Origin of the sequence: Xenorhabdus thailandensis (assembly GCF_037996785.1) — a bacterium.
GTDB classification, from domain to species: domain Bacteria; phylum Pseudomonadota; class Gammaproteobacteria; order Enterobacterales; family Enterobacteriaceae; genus Xenorhabdus; species Xenorhabdus griffiniae.
Window position 1 is genome coordinate 1,003,152 of the sequence record NZ_JBBMXF010000007.1, and the last position, 19,287, is coordinate 1,022,438.

Consider the following 19,287-nt stretch of genomic DNA (forward strand, 5'->3'; position numbering starts at 1 on the left):
TAGGCGGATTTATTATTTTATTAATTCGCTTTAATAGAACATATACGCATTAAACTTCAAGTTGCAATTAACAACACGATATGAAATCACACGCATTTTGAAGTTAGATTGGTATAGAGAGTTACATACCGAATTAATATATTTATTGCCTGACTTTCTTCTCAGCTACATAAAGAAGATTATTTTTAAAATTCAGGAAAAATATTGACTGCTTAATATAGCTGGTGATAACGTTTTTGAACGTTCATTCCAAAAAGAAAATCTTATGAGACCAAAAGAATTCGATCTTGATGTAATAGCTAAAGCGGCAATGCACGTTTTTTGGCTTCGTGGATATGCGGGTACAAGCATTCAGGACTTAGTTGAAGGTACAGGGCTAGGACGGGGAAGTTTGTACAATGCATTTGGCAGTAAGCATGGACTCTATGAATTTGCCCTACGTCACTATTATGAAATGACAGCAGATAATGTTGAACTACTTACTGAAAAAGGTTCAGTTAAAGCATTGATTCGGCAATTACTCATGAAGATAGTTTTAGAAGAACTCAATGACGCGGCAAATTTGGGGTGTATGGTTGCAAATGCCTCTTTGGAAATGGCTCGGCATGATAGTGCTATTGCTGAGCTGGTGGCGATGAATTTAAATCGAATGGAACGTGCACTGAGTACTTTGATACTGCGTGGACAGGCTGCTAATGAAATCGATCCAACCCAAAAACCTGTCGCTTTGGCTCGTTTTATTGTGAATACAATTCAGGGAATTAGAGTTGTAAGCAAGGGAACTTCTCAAACAAACCGTTCTGAGCGACTCACTGATATCGTTGATGTTGCAATGAATGCAATAGGGTAATAATCATGTTGTAGAGCCAAAAATTTTTGCGATATTTTGGAATGATCAGTCAATAACTGATGTTTATTTTTTATTTATATCGATTTGAAAATGCACCTGATTTAAGCAGGTGGGATTATATCTCATATACATAAGGATGAAATTATGTCTCAAGCCATACAAACAAGCGCTAAAAAAATTACCGTATTGGGTACGGGTACTATGGGCGCAGCAATTGCCCGTAATTTACGAAAAAAAGGCTTTATCGTTAGCGTATGGAATCGCACTTATGAAAAAGCAAAAGCTTTAGCAGAGTTTGGAATAACTGTACATGAGCAAGTACAAGAAGCAGTGAGCGGTGCTGATATCATATTGACGATGCTTAAAGATGGAAGTGCCATATCTGAAGTTATGGACTCGGCATTGCTTGGCTTATCTAAAGGAACTATCTGGATCCAAGCTAGTACGGTGGGTATTGCAGCGAATGAGCAGCTTGAAGCTATTGCTGCTGAGAATGACCTTACGTATTTTGACGCGCCAGTTCAAGGTACTAAAGGTCCGGCTGAGCTGGGTAAATTAATCATTATTGCTTCAGGGTCGCTGTTTGGTCGTCATATCGTTCAGTCTGTATTTGATGCAATTGGCCAGCGAACTGTGTGGGTTTCAGAGCAAAGCGGTATGAGCAGTAGGCTCAAACTGGCTTTAAATAGCTGGGCTTTTGCTTTAACACATGGGATAGCTGAAAGCTTATCTATTGCAGAGTCTTTGGGAATTGAACCATCACTTGTCATTGATGTGGTTAAGGATGGACCAATGGATAGTTTATATTTCCAACTTAAATCTGCGGCGATAATGGCTGGAAATTATGATCCCAGTTTTTCTTTGGATAATGCGATTAAGGATGCTGAATTAATTGTCGAAGCCTCTAAAAGTGCCGGAGTAAAAGTGGATAGCGTTGAAGCTGGTCTTAAGCGTTGGAAACGAGCACAACAAGCGGGTCATGGCAGTAAGGATATGGCCGCCACTTATTTTGCCAAGTCATTATGATTCTGTGTAGGACATATCAATAACGATAAAAAGTTGGTTGAGAAGAAATAATGAAAAATTCACTTGGCTATCATATACCGACAATAACATTGGGTGAAAGTATTCCTGTATTTAAGCTATTAGCTTTCACTCTAGCAGGCTTTATAACGATTATGACTGAAACAATTCCGGCGGGTTTATTGCCACAAATCAGCCATGATCTTAATGTCTCTGAATCTCTCGCTGGGCAACTGGTTTCCGTCTATGCATTAGGTTCGGTAATTGCTGCGATACCGATTGTCACTGCCACGCGTAGTTGGTCGAGAAGGCCTTTGTTTTTGCTAGCAATGGGTGGGCTACTGGTATTCAACTCTCTCACAGCGCTATCTACTAATTATGTGGTTATATTAGCATCACGTTTAGTTGCAGGTATGTCTGCGGGAATTATTTGGGGCGTGCTTGCCGGATATGCCAGACGCATGGTGCCAAAACATCTTGAAGGAAGGGCATTGGCAATCGTAGGTGTGGGACAACCTATTGCGCTCTGTCTCGGAGTACCACTGGGGACATGGTTAGGAAACCTATTTGATTGGCGCGGCGTGTTTTGGATTATGTCAGTACTCGCACTAATAGTGGTCGTTTGGGTGAAAACAGTAATCCCTAATTTTTCGGGACAAGAAGCCACTAAGCGTCAGTCAGTGAAGAAAATCTTCCTGTTACCCGGTATTCGTTCGGTATTGTGGGTTATTTTTTTATGGATACTCGCACATAATATTCTCTATACCTTTATTTCACCTTATCTGGTATCAGTTGGCTTTGGAGAGCGTACTGATTTAGTGCTACTGCTGTTTGGCGTTTCATCAATCTTGGGGATCTGGATAACTGGTATTTGGGTAGATCGCTCACTGCGCTTATTGACAATGTTGAGTCTGGCTGGATTCTCTTTTGCTGCTATTTTACTCGGTACAGGAAACACTTATCTCTGGATAACTCTTATTGGCATTGCTTTTTGGGGAATTACTTTTGGTGGTGCGCCAACATTATTACAGACAGCGATTGCTGATACCGCTGGTGATGGTGCAGATGTTGCACAGTCGATGTTGGTGACAGTGTTTAATCTCGCTGTGGCTAGCGGGGGTTTAATCGGTGGAGGGTTACTTCAACAACTAGGTACATCATCATTTACAATAGTGATGTTTGTTTTAGCCATACTGAGTATTTTTGTTGTTTTTCAGGCTAAATTTCATGGGTTTAAACTTGGAAGGCGAATTTAAGTTACAACCTTATGATATAGAGGCATTTTATCATAGTTTACATAATGTAAACGGCGTTGGTAGCATACATGTTATTTCAAGGGAGATATTTGATAAAGCAGTTCGTGATTTTCCAAATGATGCAAACTCAATTATCACGATATATAAATAGCTATTAAGGGAACCTGCCAAAGCAATTCAAGCAACTAGAGCTTTATTCGCAGCTGTTCCCTTTTTAGCGATCCTGAGATGCTGCTATAAATCACTACCATGATTTTTATCCTTATAAATCAGATAGTAAATAGTTTAACAATGTAAAGATATTTTCTTTTGAGATAACCGACTATTTGTTCTAGGCTTAAGTTTTTCCAAATTAACTGATTAATCCACTTTGTTACCTCTGGCATGACGTTGACGGCAATAACAGTGGTGCTTTGATGTTTTAACTGAAATCGTTGATGGATTTCGGTTGAGCGATGTTGAAATAAGACATTGTGTAAAACCGGCTTTTTTTAAGCTGAAAATCCGATATCTTTCTATTTCGGTCAGTTAAGTATAGGCCATAGTGTTGGCGAAAAAGATGTTTACTATAGCAATTGACTGCCTTTCTTAGAAATTGCACTTATTCGTCTAACCCAAATATAATAAATGAATTTTCACCAGAGAAATATTAACTATTTTAAATTATCAGAGTGATAAATTGTTTTTTATATGTCAGTCACTTTTGTTGTTATTATTGATTGGGTAATATCTAATCTATTCTTTTTTACTGATAATATGAAACATTAATTGAATCTGGTAAATATTGATGAATAATCCCAATAAATTGACTCAAACAGATATCAAAGCCTTACTATTATTTATTGCTTTTACTCTGCTGTATTTGTTGCCGGGCGTTTATGGACATACACCCTGGAAACAAGATGAAAATTACAGTTTTGGCATTATTCATACCATGTATGAAACGGGAAATTGGTTGGTAACCATAAATGCCGGACAACCTTTTATGGAAAAGCCTCCCTTATATTATTGGACAGCCACTTCATTTATTCATTTGTTCTCCCATTGGCTTCCGATGCATGATGCAGCTAGAACCGCCTCTTTATTCTTTTCAGTGATCAATTTTTCCTTTTTTATTCTGTTGGCGCGTCGTGTATTTGATGTCAAAAATTTCACTGACAGTCGAATATGGATAGCTTTTGCTTTGTATGCAAGTGCACCTGGATTAGTTCGCCACAGCCACGATATGTTTACTGATACTTCATTAGTAACAGGAACAACTATCGGATTATATGGCTTACTGGGATTAATCAAAAATGAAAAAACAAATTACTCCTGTTTATGGTTGATTATCGGTACGGCTGTAACACTTTTATCAAAAGGAGTATTTATTCCGGGATTATTATGGATTTGCCTTGTTTTAGCGCCCGTGTTCCTTAAACATTGCCGAACCAAACAATATTGGCTAAGGGCTTTTTTGTCAGGCATCATTGCACTGGTTTTAATCTTGCCGTGGCCGATTATGTTGCTTATTGAACATCCTGATTTATTTAAGATCTGGATTTGGGATAACAATATTGGTCGCTTTTTAGGTTTTTCTGTTGAAGATCTTGGTGCAAGAGGGAATTTGACCATGATCCCTGAAGCGGTGCTGTTGTTTGCCTTGCCATCAGGAATATTGGCTTTTCTCTTTATATTAACCAATCCAATTAAGATTTTGTCGGATAAACATTATTTCTTGTGTGCTGCCTTTGTTGTATTAGGGGTTGTTCTATTACAAATATCAGCTTCTGGTCGAGCATTATATTTGCTGCCTTTTATTGCACCCATGGCGATCCTGGCTACAGGGATTTTTATTAAAATTCCGCAAATAATCTATAAATATTTAACTCTATTTTCCTCCTTATTTTGGTCTGTCCTGATTATATTTTTATGGTCTTGTTATTTTTTATCCCTTTCCACTGATTACAAACATTGGTTAATGCCATTTAGCCGATGGCTGCCAATGAGTTATCAAATGCATTTTTCGGGATTTATCGTTGTTGCCGCTGCTTTGATCACTGCGATATGGATAGCTAAAAATAGGTTCCTCTCTAAATCACCAGACTTGCGTTCTGCCCAAAATTGGGTTTTAGGTATTGCTACGGTTTGGGGATTAGTATTTACATTATTTGTTGGCTGGATTGATTACACTAAGGGATATAAAGAGGCGTTTCTTGACCTAAAACAGAAGTTGACGGGAGTGTATAAAGATCATGATTGTATGGCGTCGTATTATATTGGAGAATCTGAAGCGCCAATGCTTTATTACTTTGCCCATGTTTTGCATCAACAACAGCGTAAATTTGAGACTCCTGAAAAATGTGATTGGTTGATTGTATTATCCGAAGAGATAGAACCGGCTCCCAAGGGAATGGCGCTATTTTGGCATGGTCATAGGCCAAATAGTGATAGAGAGAATTTAGTTGTTTATAAGAAAGTGGCGTCAGATGACATAAAAAATAATCAATAGCATATTAGATTAGTGGCTGTTTAAGCAGCCACTTCAGCTTATTGGTAAGCTCATAACGATATATACGCATTAAACTTTAAGTTGCAATTTATAACATTAAATGAAACCTGATTTCTCCCCGCTAAGCGGGGAGAAATCACACGCATCTTGAAGTCAGATTGGTATAAATAATAATGTAATTTCTCTATACATGATCTGTATAAATATTTACTCAATTCAAGTTAATTCCCATAAATTTTGTTTAAAATAGTGACATTAAATACAAAAATATAAAAATATTGAATTTAATTTACATTTGTATATATAATAAAATTTATTATTAGTTTACACATGTAATTATCATGCCACTTTGCTCTATGGGCAGGATTTCTGCCAATTTTTTCAGGTTACTAATACTTACCCTATTAGTCATTTCAGGAAAATCAATAGCATCATCATTGATCAGCCCTGTTGATCAAGATGTCATCACCCAACAACAGAAAGACTTATTACAACAGGCGCAACAGCAACGTGATGACATCCGTAATAGCGTGACATTATCACCACTTAAAGCACCGTCATCTGACAATGACGGATCGCTCTGCCACCCCGTTCACCATATTCAGTTTGAAGACGCAGAAAATCTCTCAGCATCAGCGCAACAGGCATTATCCAAACCTTATCTATCCCGTTGCCTGACTGCCGGTAAAATTAATGAATTAGTTCGTAAAGTATCAAATGCCTATATAGAAAAAGGTTATTAGTTCCAGTCTAAATACCGCAATTAACGGTGGCAGCTTTAAAGATAATTTCGCTACAGCATTGCTTGCCAATGCCGGTAATCAAATTAATGCGGAAGGTGCTGCGGCTGGAGCCTTAGCAGCTTCTCTTGCCGCTACAGTTTTACAGGAAACATTTAGTGATTCAGCTAAAATTCAAGCTGGTGGTAAAATCATTGGTGGTATTGCTGGTGCGTTTGCTACAAATAATGCGAAAGGTGCTAATAGTGGAGCTAATTCTGGGGAAATTACGATTGTATATAACCACTTAGCCCATGCTTTATCAATGATGGAGAAAGAAGTACCAGGTACGATAAAAGCCCATGAAGAGAGTCGGAAAAGACTCTGTGCGCAGTCTCCTAATGTATGTAAAATGGTTGCAAATACACTGAGTTTCGGCGCAGATTTTCTTCCGGTTTTTGGCGTTATTAAGAGTTTTAAAGAAGCAGAAACAGCTATCGATTACCTGGCCGCAACTGCTGGTCTTCTTCCAGGAGCCGGTCCTGCTGCTGGTAAGATGATAAAATCAGCTAATACTGCATTAAAGCACGGTGATCTTGAGACTGCTAACAAGTTGATTCAGCAAACTAGGAATGAACTAGCTGTGCTCCAAAAAAATGGAGCGACCTCTAGCACGAATAGCAGTACTAAGGCAGTAAACAGCTTAAATAAACCAGACGGTGCTGGTTACTACCGGGTAAACTCTAATAACCCATTAGGACTGACTGGATGTTCAGATCCTAAGAAATGGGATATTGACAGTTATGGGAACTTAAGGGATTCAGTTAAAGGCAAAAATTTAGCACTTGATTCCCATCATGTTGGTCAAAAAGCAATAATGAAAGATCTAGTGAAGAATTATGATCCTAAAACGGGACCATCAATACTAGTTCCTAAAGTTGGACACACAGTTTCTAAAAATGGATTAGGAATTGTATCTAGAAGTCGAATAAATCCAGCAACAGGTAAAGAGTTTACTAATGCAAGAGTGTGATTGCCAGAGATATAAAAGAGCTAAGAAGAGTTTACCCAGAAATTCCAAATAGTAAGCTTAAAGAGCTTATTAATATGAATAAAAATATGTATCCAGAAGTTGGATTTAAATGAATTTAAAAGGTAACTATATGAAAAATGATGAGAAAATAATAGAATCTATTTTTAGTGAATTATTTGATGACAACTTACCCCGTTATCAGAATAGTTTAACCGCTCCAATGGATAATAATGATGATGTGTATGCTAAAGCCAGAAAAGCATTATCAAAATTAGATGAACAAGACAAAACAGCTATTTTCGACTTCCTCAAGGTAGTAATATCTGACACATCATCAACTATATTTGGAACCATTGATGGTTCCCACTTTCCACCCAATATAGATGGTGATTTTACGTTAACTTATGAAGACGAAGAAATACAAGGAAGTTTACAAGACTTATTTATAGAAAAAGCTGAGAATAAAGGTATTTTTAATTAAAAAAGTAAGGCTGAAAGATCTTCGAGATCTTCCGGCCTTCTGAGATCTACCGTGGCGCATACCCACGGTAAGCCAGAGCGGATTGGAGCTTAGCGATCGCATCCTTAATCTGATACGCCTTCTCGTCATTCACGTCACAGGTGCATATCTCCTTACAATTCAGCCGTTTAACCAGTTTGGCTAAGGCCAGCGTTTCAATGTGGGTTAACTGAATGTCCTGCAAATGTTCAATCACTATCGTCATCTCATGCTCTCCCCTTAACCCACAAAACCGGTTATCAACGCCCGCATCTGCTGCTTAATTTCCCGCAGTTGAGCCTGTTGCCGCTGGTATACGTGTTGCAGGGCAATCGATCATTAAGTGGAGAGTTATTAAAAAGTAAGAACATTTTGGAAGTTCCCCCTCAAAGAAATCCAGTTCCTTAAGTAGTGCTTAATGAAGCTAAGAATTCTAATGTAATAATTCGTGATACTTAATGGAAAAATATATAAATGAGTGATGATATTTTTTACTGTAAATCATGGTCTGTAGGATATAAAGAACCTATTGAACTCTATAATAAAGATGTCGCTTTTAACCTACATATTAAAGGTGAATCGTATACAGCCCTTCTAGGGTCTAAAACTACGCCATCGTGCTTTATCAATGTCATGAAGAATAAAGGTTGGGTAAGTATTAGTTTTTTAGATTCCTGTTTGAGAGAGTATCTTTTGTACAATTTTAGATTGCTAAATGACGATAAGCTTTTTTTATCAATGGCCGTTCATCAAGAATTTTTAAATGATAGTGAAACAGTATCTAATGCAACAATGTATGTATTTAAAGAAAGTGGCAATATAACAATTCAAGAGAAAAAGATCGGACAACATTCTCTTCAAGAAAGAGAAAGTTTTACTGATGTAACTGGGAATTATGATAAATTCCCAGAATTTGGTAAGTATGAATCAATAATCCGTGTAGAAAGATAATAGAATATCCCAGCTTATAGTCCATAGGCTGGGATCCTCCTTTAACGACTTGCTCTTCTTTAACTAACCAAATAATCAATCAATTACGCGTGTTATCTAATTTCAACCACCTGCGAAATAGCCATTTTCCTGGCCACCAAAACAGTCGCTTCCATGGTGTTCCCACATTAACGCCAGACTTTCTGCCTTCGGTATAACAACGGGGTAATTTATTGGCGAAGAGCAATACGGCTTTTTTGCTCTTCCGCCAGTTTCAGTAGAAACTGAGCTAAAGAGAAAAAACACAAATAGGATATAAATTATGCTATCTGATAAAGTTAAAAAATATCTTAACGATAAAGGGTGGTGGGATGATTCTATCCATCCAGAATATCTGAATGCTTTAATTGGGTTAAATGTCGATTTAGAATCTGATTTTGCTCAGTTTTACCTACATGCTGAGGGTAATCCAACATTTCACAGTAGACACCGTGAAATTTACCAAATCTGCTGGTTTATAATTAATTCTAATTATGAGTTGGATATAAAATTTACGCATGAAGGTCTTCGTTTTCCAGAAGAATATATTCCTTTAGATAGTTTCGAAGGTGAATATGGATTTTTCTATAACAGAAAAACGGGAGAGGTACTAGAAATAGGGTTAGGGCAAGAAATGCTCGATTTTTACGAAGGAAAATTCAAACCTCAATGGAAAGATTTTAACTCCTTCATTGAATGGTATTTTGAATTAACTGATTAGTCATTATTATAATAATGTGGGCAGGTTATCATGATCTTTCTGCATTCATTAAATAAATAATATTATACTATTAATCAATAGGATAATACGAAAACTGACTAAAAGAAGATCCCAGCCACTGTGCTGGGATCTTTTCTTTCACCATAAGCCGAATTCATCATTTTTCGAAGAGGGTAGTTCACCCCCCAACATCAACCTATTCCCAAAACCACCGCCTCAGCAGCTTCCCCACTCACCAACTTCGCCGTTGCGCCATCGTAATAAATTTTTCCATCCACAATCAGCAAAGAGCGTGGGGCGATTTTGGCGGCATCATCAAGATTATGGGATACCATAAGTAAAGTGATTTGTTGTTCACTGCATATTTGATCCAGTAATTCCAGCATTTCATTGCGTAAAGCTGGATCAAGTGCCGAAAAGGGTTCATCCAGTAATAAAATCGGTTGATGGCGGACTAAACAACGTGCCAACGCTGCCCGCTGGCGTTGTCCGCCAGAAAGTTGAGCGGGCAGGCGTGATAAACACGCTTCTAATGACACCTGGGAAGCAATTTGTTGCAGCGTTTTCTTTTGTTCAGCATTTAACCGCAAGCCAGGATGTAATCCCAAAGCAATATTTTGTGCGATGGTTAAATGGGAAAACAGGTTATTTTCCTGAAACAGCATCGAAACCGGCCGCTTGGAAGGTGAGGTATGCGTATGATTTTCACCATCCAGCCAAATATTACCTTGTGCTGGAAACTGGAAACCCGCCATCAAACTTAACAAGGTGCTTTTACCTGCCCCACTAGGGCCGAGGATTGCAATACGTTCTCCGGCTTTGACGCTCACATTAAAATGCATGGCAAGGTGTTCATAAGTATAAATGACATTTTCAAGTTTAATCATGGTGTCGGCTCGGTAAGCGTTCAATCACAGTGAATAAAACAAAACACAGTAGGAGCAACAGAAATGAGGTCACGGCACCATCCTGACTGCGATATGCCCCAATTTGTTGGGAAAGGTAATAAGGCAAAGTACGGAAATCTTCATTGCCGAATAAGGCAATCACACCAAAATCGCCAATGGATAATACACAGGCGAAAGCCAATGCTTGTGCCAATGGAATTTTTAATGCCTTAAGCTCGATCCAATACAGGCGGTGCATTCCCTGAATATTGAGGGAGCGGCATAGGGGATTGTAACGCTCTGCCAGATCGCGCATTGGGTTTTCCAATACTTTTAGCGCGTAGGGGATCGCCATCAATGCGTTGGTCAAGATAACCAATCCGTAAGGTGATTGAGGTATACCTATGGTTGTGTTCAGCAAGAGAAAAAAGCCCGTGGCGAGGACGATCCCCGGCATAGCAAGGATCAACAACCCGCTGGTTTCCATTGCCTGTCCCCAACGCGGGGAATGGCGTAAGCGTAATTCGCGGCTGCTCCATAGCAACATCATGGTGAAAATAACACACAGCAATCCTGCACCTACTGCAATAATGATGGATGTCTTAAGGGCTTGCCATAAAGCGGGCTGGCTTAAGACAGCAAAAATATCACGGTTCAGGCCATCCACGATGACTGCTAATAAAGGGGGAAGTAACAGCAGTAATGCGATGCTAATCAGTAAACCATCAGATAATCTTTGTAGCCATGAATCCTGTGGATTACGCCATTGTTGTTGATGTCCATAACCAATAGCAAGTGCGCCTTTCAATTTTTGGCTAAGGAGCACCAAACCGAGGCAACAAAAAAGTTGTATCAAGGCAAGCAGGGCGGCATGACCAAGATCGTAGTCGTAACTAAGCGCCTGATAAATGGCAAGTTCAATGGTCGTTGCGGCTGGGCCACCGCCGAGGGCAAGAACCGTTGCGAAGCTGGCAAAGCACAGCATGAAAATCAGCGCACCCGTCGGTAAAATTTGGCGGCGCAAATAAGGCCACTCAATAAAACGAAAATGTTGCCATTCATTCATACCGAGCTGGGCGGCAAGCTGGCGCTGTTCAATAGCAATACTCTCCAGAGATTGCAGCAATAACCGTGTTGCCATTGGCATATTAAAGAAAATATGTGCCAGCAAAATCCCTTGTAGTCCATATGGTCTAAAACGATATTCAACACCTATCCATTGGGAAATATTCGCCAGCCAGCCGGTCTGACCATAAACAGTGAGAATACCAAATAGAGCAACCAAAACAGGAAGAATCAATGTCATGGCGCATAAGCGCAGAAAGAGTGTTTTTCCGGGAAAGGAGCGACGATAAAGTGCCCGAGCCAGAAAAATAGCGGGGATTACCGATAAAACGGCAGAGAGAAATGCCTGCCAGAAGGTGAATCGAATGACATGCCAGAGATAACTGTCATGCAAGAATGCTTGCCAATGGCTTTCAGGTGCATTGAACCACAGCGTCCCAAATGCTGACAGGGCAACTATAATTAACAGGCCGGAGGCAATGACCCCCGGCAATAACCAACCCGCGATTAACGGCTGACTGCGCTTTGCCATGTACGTATCCATTTTGTACGGTGTTTTGCCACATCATCTGCGTTGAATAGCAGGGATTTCTCAGGAACAGGAAGTTGTTTGAAAACGTCGGGTAAAGGGATATCAATGACAGGATACATCCATTGGGTTGTTGGAATGACTTGTTGAAATGCCGGAGAGAGCATGAAATTCATAAACTTCTGTGCCAGTTCTGGTTGTTTGCTTGAGGCCAACTGAGCAGCCACTTCAATTTGCAAGTAGTGTCCTTCCTTGAAGATAGCGGCGGCGTAGTTATCTTTTTTCTCTGACATAATGTGATAGCCAGGTGATGTGGTATAGCTCAGCACCATATCACCTTCACCTTTCAGAAACAGGCCATAGGCTTCACTCCAGCCTTTAGTGACGGTGAGTGTCTTTTGGGCCACTTTTTGCCACTCCTGAGCGGCGTTGTCGTCATAGAGTTCCTGTATCCAGAGCAGTAACCCTAAACCTGGTGTGCTGGTACGTGGATCTTGGTAAATAATCTTCCAATTCTGGTGGCTATTGATTAATTCGTCCATACTTTTGGGGGGATGAGGCAGGGTATTTTTGTTGTAAATAAAGGCAAAATAACCGTAATCGTAAGGAATAAACGTCGTGTTGTGCCATGCAATGGGTAATTTTAGTTTTGAGGTATCGACGTGACTTGGTGTGAATAATCCGGTTTGCTGAGCGGCCTGAATCAGGTTGTTATCTAACCCTAATACAATATCTGCGGGTGTTTTTTTGCCTTCCATTCTCAAACGGTTCAGTAAGGAGACGCCATCTTCCAGCGCAACCAGTTTCAGTTCACAGTCACATTCTGCCTCAAAGGCTTTTTTGATAGCAGGTCCTGGTCCCCATTCAGAGGCAAATGAATCATAAGTATAAATTGTCAGGGTAGCTTTTGCCTGGTCTGTCTGAGCAAAAACACAGGCAGAAACAGACAGCAGGCTGATAGCCATAAAGCGGGAAAATAGTTTCGTAAACACTTTGCTCTCCTGTAGTTACATATATCAATAATTAAAATTATTGATAGTTGTATACCAATCGCCTTTCAAGATGCGTCTTTGATTTGTAAGCTGCAACTGGGCGTTTTATTGGTATATATATCAATTAGTTAATGTTTTTTATTAGCAGATAGCAAAGGATCTGAGAAGGTGCTAAATGAAAATGACATCTATTATATCAATGAGTAGCGTCTCAAATCCCTACGACGGTACTAACCGGTTCAGGTTCGACGGGTTTGTTCTCAGCAGCACTGTTTTGCGACAGCTGCACCCCGTTGAGATAGCGGTATTGTAGAGACTTCGGCTACGTCTGCAAAGTCTGATCATAGAGGTTTACCGCTTGAGATGAGTGTGAAACAATTAGCTATCTTTTTAAATTTGTTATATCGAGAGGTAGTCTGGTGATCGATGATGATGGCTACCGCCCGAATGTAGGAATTGTAATTTGTAATCGCCAAGGGCAGGTTCTATGGGCCCGCCGTTATGGGCAGCATTCCTGGCAGTTTCCTCAAGGGGGTATCAATCCAGGGGAATCACCAGAGCAAGCGATGTATCGCGAGTTGTTCGAAGAAGTTGGTTTAAGTCGCAAAGATGTACGGGTTCTTGCCTCAACCCGGAGTTGGTTGCGTTACAAATTACCCAAGCGTTTGGTGCGTTGGGATACAAAGCCTGTTTGTATTGGGCAAAAGCAACGTTGGTTTTTATTGCAGTTATTGTGTAATGAAGCGGATATTAATGTGCAGCGCAGTAAGACTCCAGAGTTTGATGGTTGGCGTTGGGTGAGTTATTGGTATCCTGTCCGGCAGGTTGTTTCTTTTAAACGAGATGTCTATCGACGCGTGATGAAAGAATTCTCTTCTATTGTAATGTCAACGCAGGAGCCAGCTTCATTATTCCATTCACCTTATTTACATCGTCGTAGAAAAAGTTAGGTCATTGCCATGCTCATGCGCTTACGGGAAATTGTCGAAAAGGTTGCAATGGCCGTTAATTTATCTGAAGCGCTTGAGTTATTGGTTAATGAAACGTGCCTGGCAATGAACACGGATGTTTGTTCTATTTATTTGGTGGATCATCAGCGGCAATGTTATTACCTTATGGCAACCAAAGGGTTGAGAAAACCCAGGGGGCAAGCAATTAGTCTCTCCTTTGATGAAGGCGTTGTGGGGCAAGTTGGGCGTCTGTCCGAATTAATTAATCTCGCTGATGTCCGTGAACATCCCAGTTTTAAATATATTCCCCAAGTAAGAGAAGAAAGTTTGCGGGCTTTTTTAGGTGTACCGATTATTTATCGTCGCCAATTGCAGGGAATACTCGTTGTCCAGCAATATGAACGACGGTTATTTAATGAAAGTGAAGAATCTTTCATGGTGACACTGGCGATGCAGCTTGCTGCCGTTCTCGCTCAGGCGCAAACCAAAGGGTTATTCGGTCGATATCGACAAACTCGTATTAAGGCGCTTGCCATTTCTAACGGCATTGTGATGGCGCAGGGATGGCAAGATCGCTCCCAACCTCTGTTGGAACAAGTGACTGAAGCATTGACGCTGGATTGTCAGGCTGAACGTTCCAGGCTAACTTTGGCTCTTGAAGAAACAACCGCTGAATGTCGTCGTATCAGCAAACGCTTTACTGCCAGTTCACAGAAAGAAAGCGCCGCTATTTTTGATCTCTATTCCCATCTATTAAATGATCCTCAACTCAAGCGGGATCTGTTTTGTGCCGTTGATAACGGTTTTGTGGCGGAATGGGCAATTAAAACGGTGATTGAAAAATATGCTGAACAATTTGCCCGCTTGCAAGATCTTTATATGCGCGAGAGGGCGTCTGATCTGCGCGCGCTCGGTCAGCGGGTGCTGTTTCATCTGATTGGTTCTTCCACTGAGAGCAGGCAGTGGCCGGAGCGCTTTATACTGGTTGCTGATGAGCTTAGTGCCAATTTGTTGGCTGAGTTGCCACAAGATCAATTGGTTGGTGTGATTGTACGAGATGGCGCGACTCATTCTCATTCTGCAATATTGGTTCGTGCGATGGGAATTCCCGCGATCATGGGGGCGGATATCCAGCCTGAGTTATTACACAATCGGACACTCATCCTGGATGGTTATCGTGGAGAAATTTTTATTGAGCCAGAGCCTCTGATTACCCAGGAATACCAACAAATCATCGAGGAGGAACAGGTTCTCAGCAAGCTGGCTGAATATGAACAGCAGAAGCAAGCGCGGTTAAAAAGTGGAGAACGGGTTCTGGTGCAGCTCAACGCGGGCTTGAGTTTGAAACATGAACGGCAGATAGAAGACAATATTGATGGCATCGGGCTGTATCGCACAGAAATTCCTTTTATGTTGCATAGTGGTTTTCCATCAGAAGATGAGCAGAAAAATCGCTATCAAGAGATACTGGAACTTTTTCCTGATAAGCCAGTGGTATTGAGAACACTGGATATTGGCGCTGATAAACAACTTCCCTATATGCCCATCAATGAAGAAAACCCTTGTCTGGGGTGGCGGGGAATTCGTATCACGCTGGATCAACCGGAAATATTCCTGATTCAGCTTCGTGCGATGCTAAAAGCCAATGCACAGACGGGCAATTTAAAAATACTCTTGCCGATGGTAACCAGTATTGAAGAGATTGATGAAGCCCGAAAACTGATTGAGAGAGCGAAAATTGAAGTAGAGCTGACGTTAGCTGAGACAATCACAATGCCTCAGATTGGTATTATGCTTGAAGTTCCTTCTACCCTTTTTTTGCTGCCCCAATTAAAGCAACGGATTGATTTTGTTTCCATTGGCACGAATGATTTAACCCAGTATTTACTTGCGGTGGATCGCAATAATACACACGTTGCTTCGCTATATGATAATTTGCATCCTGCGGTGATTAGGGCCTTGAAACTCGCCTTTGATGAATGTCAGCGTCTTAATCTCCCGATTAGCATATGCGGAGAAATGGCAGGCTTACCAATGGGGGCACTCATATTGCTTGGCTTAGGTTACCGTAGCCTGAGCATGAGTGGTCACAGTATTCCGCGTATTAAGTATTTATTGCGCCATTTGGATGCCAAAGAACTTGAGCGTTTTATTGAGTTGGCATTGCAAGTTGAAACCAGCCATGAAGTAAAAGCATTGTCAGCCGAATTTATGGAATCACGAGGTTTGGGGGGCTTGATTCGAGGAGGGATTTAGAGAAGTTATACAAAAAAAGGGACTTAATTATGCCTAAGATTCCAGTAGAAACTAATGATCGTATGTCTTTACGAATTTCTTCAGACGACAAATTGTTGTTGATGCGTGCGGCCGCCTTGCAACACATCAACTTAACCGGGTTTGTAGTCTCTACCAAGGTTCATAAGAAGTGCCACGACAATCACTTTTGGTCTAATGGTGGGAGCAAATCACTTGCCTGTGTTATTATCTGCGATTATTTGTCTTAACCCGTTCAAGTCATATAATTTATTCGCACAAGATCATTCATTCACACAACATATTTTTAGTGGGGAACGATGAGCACTAGCTATCTGGCATTTCCTAATATTGACCCAGTCATATTTTCAATCGGGCCTGTATCCCTCCACTGGTACGGTTTTATGTATCTGGTTGGCTTTGTTTTTGCCATGTGGCTGGCAAATCGCCGTGCGGCAAAGCCAAACAGTGGCTGGAACAAAACCGAAGTTGAGAACCTATTGTATGCAGGGTTTGTCGGGGTTTTCGTCGGTGGGCGCCTCGGTTATGTCCTGTTTTATAATCTCCCAATGTTCCTTGATAACCCGCTTTATCTGTTTAAAGTTTGGGATGGTGGAATGTCTTTCCACGGTGGATTGATAGGCGTTATCTGCGCCATGTGGTGGTTTGCGCGCCGCACCAAGCGTCACTTCTTGCAAGTCGCCGATTTCATTGCGCCATTAGTTCCCTTTGGCTTGGGAATGGGGCGTATCGGTAACTTTATCAATGGAGAATTGTGGGGGCGTGTTACGCTTGATACACCATGGGCGATGTTATTCCCAGGTTCTCGCAGTGAAGATATCGCAATAGCTACCACCAACCCTTCGCTATGGCCAATTCTGGAAAAATATGGTGTTTTGCCCCGCCATCCATCACAGCTTTATGAAATGGTGCTGGAAGGCATCGTATTATTTATCATCCTCAATTTATTTATCCGTAAACCGCGCCCGATGGGGAGTGTTTCAGGTTTATTCCTGATTGGTTACGGTGCATTTCGCATAATAGTCGAATTTTTCCGCCAGCCTGATGCACAGCTTGGGCTGTTTGAAGGGATAAGTATGGGGCAAATCCTTTCTGTCCCCATGATTTTCGCGGGAATACTTTTGATGATATGGGCGTATAAATGCCCTGGCAATAAAACTCGTAATAACAAGGTACAAGAGGCAAAATGAAACAGTATCTGGATTTAATGAAAAAAGTACTGGAAGAGGGCACGGCAAAAGACGACCGCACGGGGACGGGAACCCTGTCTATCTTTGGTCATCAGATGCGTTTCAATTTGCAAGACGGTTTTCCGTTGGTAACAACCAAGCGTTGCCATATTCGTTCTATTATCCATGAGTTGCTATGGTTCTTGAATGGCGACACCAATATTAAATACCTGCATGATAACGGTGTGTCTATTTGGGATGAATGGGCTGACGAAAATGGTGATTTGGGGCCTGTTTATGGTAAACAATGGCGAGCCTGGGGTTCTGCGGATGGTCGTCAAATCGATCAATTAACCCAGGTTATTGAGCAGTTGAAAAGTGATCCTGATTCACGTCGGATCATCGTTTCTGCATGGAACGTTGGGGAGTTGGATAAAATGGCGTTGGCGCCATGCCATGCTTTTTTCCAGTTCTACGTGGCGGACGGTAAACTTTCCTGCCAACTTTACCAGCGCTCTTGTGACGTGTTCTTAGGGTTGCCATTCAACATCGCCAGCTATGCTTTATTGGTACATATGATGGCTCAACAATGTGATCTTGAAGTCGGTGATTTTGTTTGGACGGGGGGAGATACTCACCTTTACAGCAACCATTTGGAACAGACCAAACTGCAATTAAGCCGTGAGCCACGTGCGTTACCCAAATTAGTTATTAAGCGCAAGCCAGACTCATTGTTTGATTATCAATTCGAAGACTTTGAAATTGTAGATTACGATCCGCATCCCGGTATTAAAGCCCCCGTTGCCATTTAATCCTCTTTTTCCATCCTCAAGTCTGGGGATGGAAAACTTATTTACCAACATCAATTATTCATTCGATTAATCATATTTCGAACTGCGAATTCATATCATAGAAACCTTGACATTTTTTGATCAATTAGTAGATTGATTGTTTATAACATCAACAATAGGCGAAATTGATATGTTAAATAATGAAGTAATTGAATCATCCTTTATGACTGGGCAATTAAGTTTGAATGCAATTGTCATAGACGTATTTAAATATGATGATGGATATATCGTTATTACAAATAATAGCCCTTTTTATCCTCAAAATTATAAGTGGGGTGACCAAAAGAGTGATATCGGGGTTATCGCCTTTAATAACCATACATTAAATATTGTAAAGACTTATACCGCGGTTATCATTGACGGTAAGATTTGTATTGGTCATGATATCCCTGATAAATTAAATTCAGAAGATAAACTTATTCCAGCACACTATTTAGAGTCGCTAAACGGCCTAGAATGTCAATCTATGGTAGGTGAAAAAGTTAAATTATCGGTTGATGCTGAAGCCAGATATAAAATTAGTGCAGCACATAGCATGACTCATTTTATGTCTTTAGCCTTAAATAAGGTGGCTAATAAATATTGGAATAAAGATTATGATACGGATAGTCTGGGTAACTACAATTTAGATAAAGCAGCAATATTTAAGTCATCAATTTCTGAATTAAAATCCGTAGATACATATCGGTTTGGTAAGTCGTTAAAGAAAAAGGGGTTTGATAAAGCATCATTTTTGGCAAATATTGTGAGTATCAATGAAGAAATGAATTTAATCCTAAAAAATTGGCTTTCAACAGGGAGTGAAATACAGGTTGAATATACATCAAAAAATATTGAAGATTTTCGCTTATGGAAAAGTACGGTAGAAAATCGTCCGGTTGTTATTCCATGTGGTGGAACTCATATAAAAAACACAGAAGAAATACAAGATGTTAAGGTAGAGATAAAGCCAGAAGAAAATGATGAATATATTGTGATTACGACACACTGTAAATTGAGATAATAAAAT

General features: G+C 40.5%; 19 protein-coding genes, 1 pseudogene and 1 riboswitch. Of the genes and pseudogenes, 15 read left to right on the top strand and 5 right to left on the bottom strand.

Annotation, left to right across the window (positions count from 1 at the left end; genetic code table 11):
• The first annotated feature begins 265 nt into the window (after nt 1-265).
• The 3 genes from AAC853_RS07145 (at nt 266) to AAC853_RS07155 (ending at nt 3,129) form a co-directional block, all read left to right on the top strand.
• Nucleotides 266-850, top strand: a complete 585-nt coding sequence (locus AAC853_RS07145; protein WP_340614075.1) for a TetR/AcrR family transcriptional regulator — start codon at nt 266-268, stop codon at nt 848-850.
• Between the two features lie 144 nt (nt 851-994).
• Nucleotides 995-1,876 carry an NAD(P)-dependent oxidoreductase gene (locus AAC853_RS07150; protein WP_340614076.1) on the top strand — a complete coding sequence of 294 codons (882 nt, stop codon included), beginning with the start codon at nt 995-997 and terminating at the stop codon, nt 1,874-1,876.
• Nucleotides 1,877-1,926: 50 nt separating this feature from the next.
• Nucleotides 1,927-3,129: an MFS transporter gene (locus AAC853_RS07155; protein ID WP_340614077.1), complete on the top strand. Its 1,203-nt coding sequence runs from the start codon at nt 1,927-1,929 to the stop codon at nt 3,127-3,129.
• Nucleotides 3,130-3,366: 237 nt separating this feature from the next.
• Here AAC853_RS07155 and AAC853_RS17805 read toward each other — a convergent pair.
• Nucleotides 3,367-3,657 (bottom strand): annotated as a pseudogene (locus tag AAC853_RS17805) (IS30 family transposase); the annotation flags it as partial.
• Nucleotides 3,658-3,916: 259 nt separating this feature from the next.
• On the opposite strand from AAC853_RS17805, the gene AAC853_RS07165 reads away from it, so the two are divergent.
• The 4 genes from AAC853_RS07165 to AAC853_RS07180 all read left to right on the top strand — a co-directional run bounded on the left by AAC853_RS07165 (nt 3,917) and on the right by AAC853_RS07180 (nt 7,853).
• Nucleotides 3,917-5,620 (top strand): ArnT family glycosyltransferase, encoded by a 1,704-nt coding sequence (locus AAC853_RS07165; RefSeq protein WP_340614078.1) that lies wholly within the window; start codon nt 3,917-3,919, stop codon nt 5,618-5,620.
• Between the two features lie 341 nt (nt 5,621-5,961).
• Nucleotides 5,962-6,363, top strand: a complete 402-nt coding sequence (locus tag AAC853_RS07170) for a POTRA domain-containing protein (RefSeq protein ID WP_340614079.1) — start codon at nt 5,962-5,964, stop codon at nt 6,361-6,363.
• 19 nt (nt 6,364-6,382) lie between these two features.
• Nucleotides 6,383-7,372, top strand: coding sequence for a YfdX family protein (locus tag AAC853_RS07175; protein WP_340614175.1), 990 nt, complete (start codon nt 6,383-6,385; stop codon nt 7,370-7,372).
• A gap of 130 nt (nt 7,373-7,502) precedes the next feature.
• A complete protein-coding gene (locus AAC853_RS07180; RefSeq protein ID WP_340614080.1) occupies nt 7,503-7,853 on the top strand; it encodes a hypothetical protein in 351 nt (116 codons plus the stop codon).
• Between the two features lie 46 nt (nt 7,854-7,899).
• Here AAC853_RS07180 and AAC853_RS07185 read toward each other — a convergent pair whose 3' ends face one another.
• Nucleotides 7,900-8,097 carry a DUF7706 family protein gene (locus AAC853_RS07185; protein ID WP_340614081.1) on the bottom strand — a complete coding sequence of 66 codons (198 nt, stop codon included), beginning with the start codon at nt 8,095-8,097 and terminating at the stop codon, nt 7,900-7,902.
• Nucleotides 8,098-8,345: 248 nt separating this feature from the next.
• On the opposite strand from AAC853_RS07185, the gene AAC853_RS07190 reads away from it, so the two are divergent.
• Both AAC853_RS07190 and AAC853_RS07195 read left to right on the top strand, forming a co-directional pair.
• Nucleotides 8,346-8,822 carry a hypothetical protein gene (locus AAC853_RS07190; protein WP_340614082.1) on the top strand — a complete coding sequence of 159 codons (477 nt, stop codon included), beginning with the start codon at nt 8,346-8,348 and terminating at the stop codon, nt 8,820-8,822.
• Between the two features lie 301 nt (nt 8,823-9,123).
• Complete coding sequence (locus tag AAC853_RS07195) at nt 9,124-9,561, top strand: hypothetical protein (RefSeq protein ID WP_340614083.1); 438 nt, start codon at nt 9,124-9,126, stop codon at nt 9,559-9,561.
• Between the two features lie 191 nt (nt 9,562-9,752).
• Here AAC853_RS07195 and thiQ read toward each other — a convergent pair whose 3' ends face one another.
• From thiQ to thiB, 3 genes are read right to left on the bottom strand one after another with little or no spacing between them, the layout of a single operon-like run.
• Nucleotides 9,753-10,448: a thiamine ABC transporter ATP-binding protein ThiQ gene (gene thiQ / locus AAC853_RS07200; protein WP_340614084.1), complete on the bottom strand. Its 696-nt coding sequence runs from the start codon at nt 10,446-10,448 to the stop codon at nt 9,753-9,755.
• Entirely contained in the window at nt 10,441-12,045 is a 1,605-nt protein-coding gene (thiP, locus tag AAC853_RS07205; protein WP_340614085.1) for a thiamine/thiamine pyrophosphate ABC transporter permease ThiP, read from the bottom strand. Before thiP ends, thiQ begins: the two co-directional genes overlap by 8 nt.
• Nucleotides 12,021-13,007 carry a thiamine ABC transporter substrate binding subunit gene (gene thiB / locus AAC853_RS07210; RefSeq protein WP_422824194.1) on the bottom strand — a complete coding sequence of 329 codons (987 nt, stop codon included), beginning with the start codon at nt 13,005-13,007 and terminating at the stop codon, nt 12,021-12,023. Before thiB ends, thiP begins: the two co-directional genes overlap by 25 nt.
• A gap of 225 nt (nt 13,008-13,232) precedes the next feature.
• Nucleotides 13,233-13,337, bottom strand: a riboswitch (TPP riboswitch).
• A gap of 116 nt (nt 13,338-13,453) precedes the next feature.
• Between thiB and rppH the strand changes: the two genes are divergently transcribed.
• The 6 genes from rppH (at nt 13,454) to AAC853_RS07240 (ending at nt 19,281) form a co-directional block, all read left to right on the top strand.
• Nucleotides 13,454-13,984, top strand: a complete 531-nt coding sequence (gene rppH, locus AAC853_RS07215) for an RNA pyrophosphohydrolase (RefSeq protein ID WP_189761004.1) — start codon at nt 13,454-13,456, stop codon at nt 13,982-13,984.
• Nucleotides 13,985-13,993: 9 nt separating this feature from the next.
• A complete protein-coding gene (gene ptsP, locus AAC853_RS07220; RefSeq protein ID WP_340614087.1) occupies nt 13,994-16,240 on the top strand; it encodes a phosphoenolpyruvate--protein phosphotransferase in 2,247 nt (748 codons plus the stop codon).
• Between the two features lie 62 nt (nt 16,241-16,302).
• Nucleotides 16,303-16,488, top strand: coding sequence for a type II toxin-antitoxin system TacA family antitoxin (locus AAC853_RS17810; RefSeq protein WP_422824195.1), 186 nt, complete (start codon nt 16,303-16,305; stop codon nt 16,486-16,488).
• Nucleotides 16,489-16,557: 69 nt separating this feature from the next.
• Entirely contained in the window at nt 16,558-17,448 is an 891-nt protein-coding gene (gene lgt, locus AAC853_RS07230) for a prolipoprotein diacylglyceryl transferase (RefSeq protein WP_340614088.1), read from the top strand.
• On the top strand, nt 17,445-18,239 hold the full coding sequence (thyA, locus tag AAC853_RS07235; RefSeq protein WP_338884369.1) for a thymidylate synthase: 795 nt from the start codon (nt 17,445-17,447) through the stop codon (nt 18,237-18,239). The genes lgt and thyA overlap by 4 nt, the downstream gene beginning before the upstream one ends.
• A 169-nt stretch (nt 18,240-18,408) precedes the next feature.
• Complete coding sequence (locus tag AAC853_RS07240) at nt 18,409-19,281, top strand: alanyl-tRNA editing protein (protein ID WP_338884371.1); 873 nt, start codon at nt 18,409-18,411, stop codon at nt 19,279-19,281.
• Nucleotides 19,282-19,287: the final 6 nt, after the last annotated feature.

Bases quoted from the DNA above. Each gene is read 5' to 3' on its own strand.
- AAC853_RS07155 (WP_340614077.1), top strand. From the start codon at position 1,927: ATGAAAAATTCACTTGGCTATCATATACCGACAATAACATTGGGTGAA.
- AAC853_RS07170 (WP_340614079.1), top strand. From the start codon at position 5,962: ATGCCACTTTGCTCTATGGGCAGGATTTCTGCCAATTTTTTCAGGTTA.
- AAC853_RS07165 (WP_340614078.1), top strand. From the start codon at position 3,917: ATGAATAATCCCAATAAATTGACTCAAACAGATATCAAAGCCTTACTA.
- lgt (WP_340614088.1), top strand. From the start codon at position 16,558: ATGAGCACTAGCTATCTGGCATTTCCTAATATTGACCCAGTCATATTT.
- thiP (WP_340614085.1), bottom strand. From the start codon at position 12,045: ATGGCAAAGCGCAGTCAGCCGTTAATCGCGGGTTGGTTATTGCCGGGG.
- AAC853_RS17810 (WP_422824195.1), top strand. From the start codon at position 16,303: ATGTCTTTACGAATTTCTTCAGACGACAAATTGTTGTTGATGCGTGCG.
- AAC853_RS07145 (WP_340614075.1), top strand. From the start codon at position 266: ATGAGACCAAAAGAATTCGATCTTGATGTAATAGCTAAAGCGGCAATG.
- AAC853_RS07185 (WP_340614081.1), bottom strand. From the start codon at position 8,097: ATGACGATAGTGATTGAACATTTGCAGGACATTCAGTTAACCCACATT.
- AAC853_RS07180 (WP_340614080.1), top strand. From the start codon at position 7,503: ATGAAAAATGATGAGAAAATAATAGAATCTATTTTTAGTGAATTATTT.
- AAC853_RS07240 (WP_338884371.1), top strand. From the start codon at position 18,409: ATGTTAAATAATGAAGTAATTGAATCATCCTTTATGACTGGGCAATTA.
- AAC853_RS07150 (WP_340614076.1), top strand. From the start codon at position 995: ATGTCTCAAGCCATACAAACAAGCGCTAAAAAAATTACCGTATTGGGT.
- AAC853_RS07195 (WP_340614083.1), top strand. From the start codon at position 9,124: ATGCTATCTGATAAAGTTAAAAAATATCTTAACGATAAAGGGTGGTGG.
- ptsP (WP_340614087.1), top strand. From the start codon at position 13,994: ATGCTCATGCGCTTACGGGAAATTGTCGAAAAGGTTGCAATGGCCGTT.
- thiQ (WP_340614084.1), bottom strand. From the start codon at position 10,448: ATGATTAAACTTGAAAATGTCATTTATACTTATGAACACCTTGCCATG.
- thiB (WP_422824194.1), bottom strand. From the start codon at position 13,007: ATGGCTATCAGCCTGCTGTCTGTTTCTGCCTGTGTTTTTGCTCAGACA.
- thyA (WP_338884369.1), top strand. From the start codon at position 17,445: ATGAAACAGTATCTGGATTTAATGAAAAAAGTACTGGAAGAGGGCACG.
- AAC853_RS07190 (WP_340614082.1), top strand. From the start codon at position 8,346: ATGAGTGATGATATTTTTTACTGTAAATCATGGTCTGTAGGATATAAA.